The sequence below is a fragment of the Sutterella sp. genome (assembly GCF_052272535.1).
Classification (GTDB): Bacteria; Pseudomonadota; Gammaproteobacteria; order Burkholderiales; family Burkholderiaceae_F; genus Sutterella.
Window position 1 is genome coordinate 1 of sequence record NZ_DAVZJY010000330.1, and the last position, 1,817, is coordinate 1,817.

Annotated in this window: 2 protein-coding genes; one reads left to right on the forward strand and one right to left on the reverse strand. The window is 67.6% G+C overall.

What is annotated here, in order from left to right; genetic code table 11:
* Positions 1–133 precede the first annotated feature (133 nt).
* Entirely contained in the window at positions 134–1,081 is a 948-nt protein-coding gene (locus tag ACT6Y9_RS10720) for an AEC family transporter (RefSeq protein WP_443744520.1), read from the reverse strand.
* Positions 1,082–1,182: 101 nt separating this feature from the next.
* On the opposite strand from ACT6Y9_RS10720, the gene ACT6Y9_RS10725 reads away from it, so the two are divergent.
* Positions 1,183–1,683 carry a DUF2199 domain-containing protein gene (locus ACT6Y9_RS10725; RefSeq protein ID WP_443744521.1) on the forward strand — a complete coding sequence of 167 codons (501 nt, stop codon included), beginning with the start codon at positions 1,183–1,185 and terminating at the stop codon, positions 1,681–1,683.
* The last annotated feature ends 134 nt before the right edge of the window (positions 1,684–1,817 follow it).

The following is a 1,817-nucleotide window of genomic DNA, read 5'->3' on the forward strand; positions in this document are numbered from 1 at the left end:
CCAAACCGAGCCGTAAAGCCCCGTCATTCATGGCGGGGATATAAGGCGACGCGCGCAAGCGCGAATGAACTTTTCTCCGGGACGCTCTCGAGGAAGTACGCCGCTTTTCTTTCCCCGGGGAGGGGCGCCGCCGTCAGGGCGCGACCCCGAGCAGCGTGAGCGTCAGGGGCACCGTGACGGCGGAGATGAGGGTCGAGACGAAGATGCCGTTGCTCGCGCCCCCCTCCTCGGCGTCGAAGTCCTGCGCCATCAGATAGATGTTGATCGCGACGGGCAGCGCCGCCATCAGAGTCGCGGCGTTGGTTTCGAGTTCTCCGAGGCCGAGCGCCCGGGCGATGAGCCAGACGATGAAGGGCTGCAGGGCGAGCTTCACCGCCGTGACGAAGAGCCCCTTGGGGAGCGCCGCCGAGAAGCTGTGGCGCGCGAGGCCCATGCCGACCACGATGAGGCACATCGGCGTCGTTGCGACGGCGACGAGGTCCACGCTTTTCTGCGCGAAGTCGGGGAGCTTCAGTCCCGTGAAGCTCCACGCGCACCCGAGGAGGATCGCGACGACAAGCGGGTTGCGGAAGACCCGCAGCATGGGGGCGAGCACTTCACGCGGGTTGCGGATCCGCCCGTGGCGGCCGAATTCAACCGAGGCGATCGCCACCGTCCAGAGGAGCAGCACGTTGAAGAGGATGATCACCGAGATGGTGGGCATCGCCGCGTCGCCGAGCGAGAGCTGCACGATGGGGACGCCCAACTGCACGTTGTTGCCGAAGATGCCCGCCATCGCGAGGACGGTGGTGCCCGCGGCGTCCGTCGAGAAGAGGCGGCGCACTGCGGCGCGGCCGCCGAGGTAGACGACCGCGCACGAGCCGAAGAAGGCGATGAGCACGCGCCAGTCGATGGGCGGCATCTCCGAGAGGTTCGAAAGGAGCTTGAAGAGCAGCGTCGGCATGAGCAGCCGGAAGGTGAAGGCGCCGAGGGCCTTCGTCACGTCGTTCGAGAAGATGCGGGCGCGCACGAGCCCCCAGCCGAGGAAGACGAGGAGAAAAAGCGGCGCGCAGAGGGCGATGTGGTGGAGAAAAAGGGTCATGGGCGGGAGAGTGACGGGACCTGCGGGGCGGTGCGAAAAGTATGCGCCTCCTCCGCCCGGGCTATAGTTTCGGCGAACGCAATATTTATGGAGACGCCGTCATGAGCGAATACACCGATCTGCCCGCTGAGGACGAAGAGAACGAGGGCCTCTGCCGCGACATTCAGATGAAGCTCCCCGACTGCCTCTGGCAGCTCGACTACGTCGGCCGCTACGCCGCCGGGAAGTTCAACGAGGACTTCGCCGCGCTCGAAACGGGAGAGCGCTTTCTCTTCGGCGTCGTTGAAGTGCCCTTCACCGAGGAGCCCGGCGCCTTCACCTGGGGCGTCTGGGCCGAGGTGGCGCCGGAGGATCACGACGCGTATCTGAGCGCCTTCCAGACGGAGGCCGTCGAAGGGCGCGTCGTGAAGGGGCGGCTCGCCAACGACGTCCCGGGCCACGAGGACGCCTTCGAGGCCGCGGTGGAGCTCACGCTCCACGCCGGGCGCCGCCCGGAGATCCGCGTGCTCGAGGGGAGCCTTGCCGAAACGCAGGCCCGCGGCATGACCTTGGCCGAGCACGAGGCGCTCGACAAGCTTCTCTTCGGCGACGACGAGGCCTGATCTTCCTTCCTTCTTCCCGCACCGGCCGCTTCCGGCCGGTCGGCTCCGGCCAGCCGCGGCCGCAGGGCCGCCTCAGGCTAGGGAGAGACCTGGGAGCGCCGGAGGCGGGGCGTCGCTCTCCCCAAACGGCTCCC

Excerpts from the sequence above, each read along its gene's own strand:
- ACT6Y9_RS10720 (WP_443744520.1), bottom strand. The coding sequence starts at position 1,081 with ATGACCCTTTTTCTCCACCACATCGCCCTCTGCGCGCCGCTTTTTCTC.
- ACT6Y9_RS10725 (WP_443744521.1), top strand. The coding sequence starts at position 1,183 with ATGAGCGAATACACCGATCTGCCCGCTGAGGACGAAGAGAACGAGGGC.